Raw genomic sequence first — 6,917 nt, forward strand, 5'->3', positions numbered from 1 at the left:
AAAATCGATTGTTGCCTCAATGGCACGAAGGAAATGGTCTTGCGGAACTAACTCTTCTACAGAAATTGTTACGCGCTCATCACGATGATTTTTCAGCGCTCCCATCATGGGGCATCGCTCCTTTGCATCTTTTTTATCAGTGTTGACAGATAAAAAGATGTTCAGACACAAAAACAGGCTGTGGAGAAGGCTTTCTCCACAGCCTGATAAAAGCACTTGCCGTATGCAAGTGCTTTTACCATCTTCTTTTTCTCCGTTTGCGGTGCATCATCTTTTTCCGCCTCGTGTTCACGCCATCCGCTATAATATGTAATGTGCTAGCAGCTATAACGCCGAGTACAAACGTGATAATTTCTACTTCATGTTCCTTGGCAATTTCAAGCAACTCCCCCTCTAGCAGCGTTTTATTTAACACGTATAAAAACGGTGAGAAAACAAGCAGCATATAGAGAAGCCGAATTAAATCACCAATAATAATGGTATGTGTAAGCGGTGAGCGATGCGGCATCATAGTTTGATATGGATACCAAAAGATACGAAGTAATCCCCATTTCCGATAAGCGGCACTATGGATATCCAAATCCGGTGTTAAAAAATAAGTTCCAACAATAAACCCAATCGCAAACGTAAGTAAAAAATCAAAATTTGTTAACCCGTAAGAAGCAAGCATAAATAATACGATAGGAAGAGAAACTAAGTTTATCTTCGTGTGTGTTTTTCCTGATGGCATATCCCATTCCTTCCGTTAGACGTTTCGCTTCACGAATCTAACTTTTGATCGATAAGTGACGTATCCACATCAGAACTAAACCATTCTCCCAGTTTTGTACGCGCTTGTTCTTTTACTTTTTCATCGACATACATTGCAGCTTGTACGAGTGCAGCTGTTAATGCACCTAAGTCATCTGTATAACCAAGTCCAGCTACAAAATCAGGAATCGCATCAATCGGTGCAATAAAGTACGCAAGAGAACCAATAATTACAAACTTTACTCGTTTTGGAACATCTCTTTTTTGTAATACATAAAACAGCAACAAGCTAGCATAAATGACTGAATGTCCCGCCTTAATTGCCGCATTTTTTACTTTATTCCAAAACGCTTCAACTGAAAAATTCTCCTTCATTATGTAATCTCTCCTCGCTATTTTCCCGCAATTTGCGATCAATTTGTGACAAAATAAAGAAATTTAGTAAGAGCGTTTTATTAGCAAGTGATATTCTCCTACTAATAGAAATTTCATATTTATTTCTAATAAATCAAGTTTATTTACAACATAAGCAAACTTCACACACATACAATATAGTGTAGATTCTAGCTTGGAACGTTACTTATCATATACCCTCATTATAGCAAACAAACACAAAAAGAACAAGTGTTCGGTTTAAATTTTTCTCAATATAAAATACTCTCTCCTACTACATATTCTTTCCCAATTTTGTTATATTTTTTAGTTGACGAGCATATAAACCAATGTTAAAGTTTTCACTGTCAGCTATAACGGAAAAAATACAAAAAATGTAAAACTCCAATGTGTTCCTAATAGCCAATTTTTGTTGTATAATACAAAAATGACGTTGTGCTTATGGAACAACATAGTGACAGGAAAACAAAAGGTATGCATAGTTCAAGTCATATATGGATGTATGAAAGAAAAAACTCTATCCATGGCAAAGAAAACTATGTATTTTTTATTTTAGCATTTTTCTCTCAAAAATTGACCAAGCCTGATAGAGAAAGGGTGAAAATGGATGAAGGAATCTTTGAAATCACAATTTCAAAACGTGCGATTTACGTTATTTGTTGCCCTTACATTATGGTTAAAAACGTATATCATCACACGTACTAGTTTCGACTTAAAATTAGAATCGTTTATGCAAGAATTTATTTTATTTATTAGCCCATTAGCAACATCATTATTTCTAGTGGGTCTTGCATTATTTGCAAAAGGAAAAAAACGAAATTACATTGCACTTGGAATCGACTTTGTCCTTACTATTGTTCTTGTTGGTAACGTAATGTTCTATGGTTTCTATAATGACTTTGTAACATTACCTGTACTTGGACAAACGTCAAACTTCAGTAGTCTTGGCTCTAGTGTAAAATCACTCTTTAACTACAAAATTGTTGTTGCATTTGCGGATCTTATCTTCTTCTTCATTTTGTTAAAGAAAAAGAAAGAGTATGCAAAAACAGAGCGTGTTTCACGTCCAATGCGCTCACTATATTTTGTATCAACAATTGCAATTTTCTTTGCAAACTTAGGACTTGCAGAAACAGAGCGTCCTGAATTATTAACGCGTTCATTTGACCGCGTCATGCTTGTGAAAAACTTAGGTTTATACACACACCAAATATACGATCTTGGCTTACAAGCAAAATCAAGTTCACAAAAAGCATTTGCAGATGGAAGTAAGTTGCAAGAAGCAGAAAACTATGTGAAGACAGTACAAGAAAAGCCAGATCCAAATATGTTCGGCGCAGCAAAAGGGAAAAACGTAATTGTTGTATCTCTTGAATCCATGCAAACATTCTTAATTGGTTCAAAAGTAAATGGGCAAGAAGTAACGCCATTCTTAAACCAATTTGCAAAAGAAAGCTATTACTTTGACAACTTCTATCATCAAACAGGCCAAGGAAAAACATCTGATGCAGAGTTTCTTGTAGACAACTCATTATATCCATTAGATCGCGGCGCTGTATTCTTTACACACGGTAACAATGAATTTGTTGCAACACCAGAAATTTTGCATGACCAAGGGTATTACACAGCTGTATTCCATGCGAACAACGCAACGTTCTGGAACCGCAACATCGTGTACCCAGCACTTGGTTACGATCGTTACTTTAACGAATTAGATTATAAGATTACACCTGAAACAAAATTAGGTTGGGGTTTAAAAGATATTGAGTACTTTGATCAATCAGTGGGTATGTTAAAAAATATTAAGAAACCATTCTATACACGTTTCCTTACATTAACAAACCATTATCCATTTGATTATAATGAGGCAATAAAATTAATTGAACCTTATAACTCTGGTGACGAAGTATTTGATAATTACGTAGTAACAGCTCGCTATTTAGACGAAGCGTTAAAACACTTTATTGAACGTTTAAAAGCAGAAGGTCTTTACGATAACTCTGTTATTGTATTCTACGGTGACCACTATGGTATTTCTGAAAACCATAACCGTGCAATGGCACAGTTCTTAGGAAAAGAAGAAATTACAACATTTGACCATATGAACTTACAACGTACGCCGTTCTTCATTCACGTTCCTGGTCAAAAAGAAGGTAAAACAATTTCAGCACCTGCTGGAGAAATTGATGTAAAACCAACAATCCTTCACTTACTAGGTGTTGATACAACAAATGATATTCACTTCGGGCATGACTTGTTCGCACCAGAACGCAAACCATTTGTCGTATTACGTGATGGAAGCTTCGTTACTGATCAATATATTTACAAAAACAACACATTCTATAACCGCCTAACAGGTGAAGTTGCACAAGTACCAAAAGCTGAAGCACAAGCAATGGTTGACCGTGCTCAAAATGAATTGCATATGTCAGATAAAATCATTGAAGGCGATTTACTTCGTTTCTATGAAGGGAACAAAACAAAAACGGGTACAATCAAAACAACGATTAAAGAAAAAAGCGCTGAGTAATCAGCGCTTTTTTTATAGCTGTGTAATCATTACACAACCTTCACCAAAATTTTACATAAAATTCACGAAACATATCTATAATAAAACATATAAGCTTTGTCCCTAATAAACAAGCTACCCTCCTTTATGCAACGTTCCACTGTAGAACGTTGTTTTTTTTGTATTATAAAGCAGGATTCTTTCTTTCAATCTTCGAATTTGTATGTGCAAATACTACTTGGAGAAGGAAGGGGAAAACATGACGTATGAACGCTTTGTATTTTGGAATGGAAAAATAATTGATACAACAAAAGAACAACCTCATATTGATTTAGAAGAGCGCGGTCTACAGTTTGGTGATGGCATATATGAAGTTATTCGTATTTATAAGGGGACTTTACACTTATTAGATCCACATATCACAAGGTTGTACCGCTCTATGGAAGAAATTGAGCTGTCCCTTACTCTTTCAAAAGCTGAACTTATCTCATCCTTATACGAACTAATTGAAAAGAATCAATTTCAAGAAGACGGCATTATTTATTTACAAATTTCCCGAGGTATCAAACCTCGTGTTCATGCCTTCTCTTTTGATACAACTCCAACTATTTATGCTTACATTCGAAAAAAAGAGCGACCTGCTTTATGGATTGAATATGGGATTCGCGCGATAACAGAGCCCGATATTCGCTGGCTTCGCTGCGATATTAAGTCATTAAATTTATTACCAAACATACTGGCTAATACAAAAGCAGAGCGAAAAGGCTGCAAAGAGGCTCTTCTCGTTCGGAATGGCATTGTCACAGAAGGTAGTCTTTCTAACTTCTTTCTTGTGAAAAATGGCATACTATACACCCATCCCGCAAATCATCTCATTTTAAACGGTATTGTTCGGCAATATATTATATCGCTTGCCCATACATTACATATTTCTCTGCGAGAAGAATTATTTAGCATTCATGATGTATATAAAGCAGATGAATGCTTCTTTACAGGCACAACCTTTGAAGTAATGCCGCTTACCCATCTAGATGGAACCCCTATTCAAAACGGACAAGTAGGCCCTGTCACAAAATTACTACAAAAAACATTTATGCAAAGCTTTTCTACTTCCAACGTCTTTTTACCTTAAAACCAAATGAATATCTATCTATTTATTGTAAATACATAGATATAATTTACAGAATAAGGTGCAAATTGGCACCTTTCTTTTTCTTAAGCTTTTTGTCATATATGGATTTGGCTATAAGCATTGACATCAGTCGACAACCCTTTTAGAATTTTTAGTAGTTGGTAATTTTTTCATCACCTACAATACAGACAGAAAGGAATCGACAAACTATGAAAAAATATCTTGCTGGTCTTGCAGCAGTGTCTGTAGCAGGTGCAGCAGCCCCAACAATGGGCACAGTTCAGGCAGAAACACCTGGACAAAACGCACAACAACCTGCACAAACAACACAAACAACTAAAGCAGCTCCAAAAAGTGACACAAAATACACAGTAAATGCAGACATATTACGCGTTCGTACAAGTCCTAGTACATCTTCCGATGTTTCGTCTCGTGTATATGAAGGACAAACGCTAAACGTAATTGGCCAAGAAAACGGCTGGTTCAAAATTAGCCATAATGGAAAAATCGGTTACGTTAGCGGTGAATTTGTAAATGCGGGCGCTACTAACAGTGGCTCTCAATCACAAAACAATTCAACTGTTCAACCAGCAAGCGGAAACTATACAGTAAGTGTATCTTCCCTTCGCGTTCGCACAGGCCCTAGCACATCACACACACAATTAGGCTCTGTACATAAAGGACAAGTTGTACAAGTCGTTGGTGAAGTGCAAGATTGGTTCAAAATTAGTTACGACGGACAAAACGCTTATGTTAGCAAAGACTATGTAACAAAAGGCGGTTCTGATTCAAATGCACAAGATAACAAACAACAAAATAACAACAATGTTACAGTTCAAACAGGCGGTACTTATGTTGTAGACGCTACGTCTTTACGTGTTCGTACAGGACCGGCTACATACCACGGTATCATTGGCGGCATATTAAAAGGCCAAACGTTAAACGTTATTGGCGCTGAAAATGGCTGGTTCAAAGTGAAGCATAATGGAAATACAGGTTATGTGAGCAGCGAATTTGTGAAATTTGTAAAAGGCGGCACTGCTACATCTAATCCGCCAGCTAACAATAACGATAATAACAAAGTCGAAACTCCAGCTCAAGGCGGCGGAGAATATTACGTTAATGCAAGTGCATTAAATGTACGCAGCGGTGCTGGAACAGACTATGGTGTAATCGGTGCACTGCCGCAAGGACAAAAAGTACAAGTAGTTGCAGATGAGTCTGGCTGGAGCAAAGTTAGCTATAACGGCCGCACTGGCTATGTAGGAACTCGCTTCTTATCTAAAACACCTGTAAGCGGTGTACAAAATAATAAGCCAACTCAAAAACCAGCTGACAACAGCAACAATAATAACAATACAAGCAATAACTCTCGTGATACCTCATCACTACTTTCATACGCAAAATCAATGGAAGGTGTTCCATATGTATGGGGCGGTACTTCTGCAAACGGCGTTGACTGCAGTGGTTACATCTATCACGTATATAAAAAATTTGGCTATTCAATCGGTCGTCAAAGCGTAGCTGGATATTGGAGCAGCTTCCAACATACATCTAACCCGCAACCAGGCGATTTGATTTACTTCAAAGACACATATAAATCTGGCCCATCTCATATTGGTATTTACCTTGGTGGCGGTAGCTTTATTCAAGCTGGGGACAATGGAGTTAAAGTGGTATCATTAAATAACTCATATTGGAGTAGCCACTTCTTAGGATATTCTAAGCCTTATTAATTAATAGTTTCAGAGCCTTCTAGATTACTAGAAGGCTCTTTTGTTATATAAATTCAAATTAAAAACCTGACATAAACCCCTTTTCTGCCACGAACGGAATTTAAAACAAAGAGCGAAAAGAGTGCACATCACTTTTTTCTCCATAGCAGCGACTTATCTGTTAAAAAAATCAGGTATATATATAAGTACAATGGAAAAACTAATATAAAATCCCACACGTGTTGATTAACCAAAATTATACAGTATCTATTTGACTTATTTGCCGATGGAATGCCAGTATTTCTTTCAAACAAATTCTCCACTCAAACGGCAGAATATCACAAAGAAACAAGCGTGTGAAACCTGCGAATGACAACGGTTTGATATGTTTTTTCTTACTACCTTTTACGTGAAGAAA

The 6,917-nt window shown here is 36.7% G+C and carries 5 protein-coding genes; 3 read left to right on the forward strand and 2 right to left on the reverse strand.

All coding sequences use genetic code 11. From position 1 onward, the window contains the following. Positions 1-235: 235 nt before the first annotated feature. The gene (locus tag H280_RS0122480) at positions 236-730 is read right to left on the reverse strand and encodes a metal-binding protein (RefSeq protein WP_020063344.1); all 495 of its coding nucleotides are present in this window, start codon (positions 728-730) and stop codon (positions 236-238) included. A gap of 29 nt (positions 731-759) precedes the next feature. Beyond that, the gene (locus H280_RS0122485) at positions 760-1,125 is read right to left on the reverse strand and encodes a YkvA family protein (RefSeq protein ID WP_020063345.1); all 366 of its coding nucleotides are present in this window, start codon (positions 1,123-1,125) and stop codon (positions 760-762) included. 625 nt (positions 1,126-1,750) lie between these two features. Between H280_RS0122485 and H280_RS0122490 the strand changes: the two genes are divergently transcribed. The 3 genes from H280_RS0122490 to H280_RS0122500 all read left to right on the forward strand — a co-directional run bounded on the left by H280_RS0122490 (position 1,751) and on the right by H280_RS0122500 (position 6,520). Further along, positions 1,751-3,673, forward strand: coding sequence for an LTA synthase family protein (locus H280_RS0122490; protein ID WP_020063346.1), 1,923 nt, complete (start codon positions 1,751-1,753; stop codon positions 3,671-3,673). A gap of 238 nt (positions 3,674-3,911) precedes the next feature. Beyond that, a complete protein-coding gene (locus H280_RS0122495; protein ID WP_020063347.1) occupies positions 3,912-4,784 on the forward strand; it encodes a D-amino-acid transaminase in 873 nt (290 codons plus the stop codon). Positions 4,785-4,993: 209 nt separating this feature from the next. Then, a complete protein-coding gene (locus H280_RS0122500; RefSeq protein WP_020063348.1) occupies positions 4,994-6,520 on the forward strand; it encodes a C40 family peptidase in 1,527 nt (508 codons plus the stop codon). The last annotated feature ends 397 nt before the right edge of the window (positions 6,521-6,917 follow it).

It is taken from the genome of Bacillus sp. 123MFChir2, from assembly GCF_000383235.1.
Lineage (GTDB): Bacteria > Bacillota > Bacilli > Bacillales > Bacillaceae_G > Bacillus_A.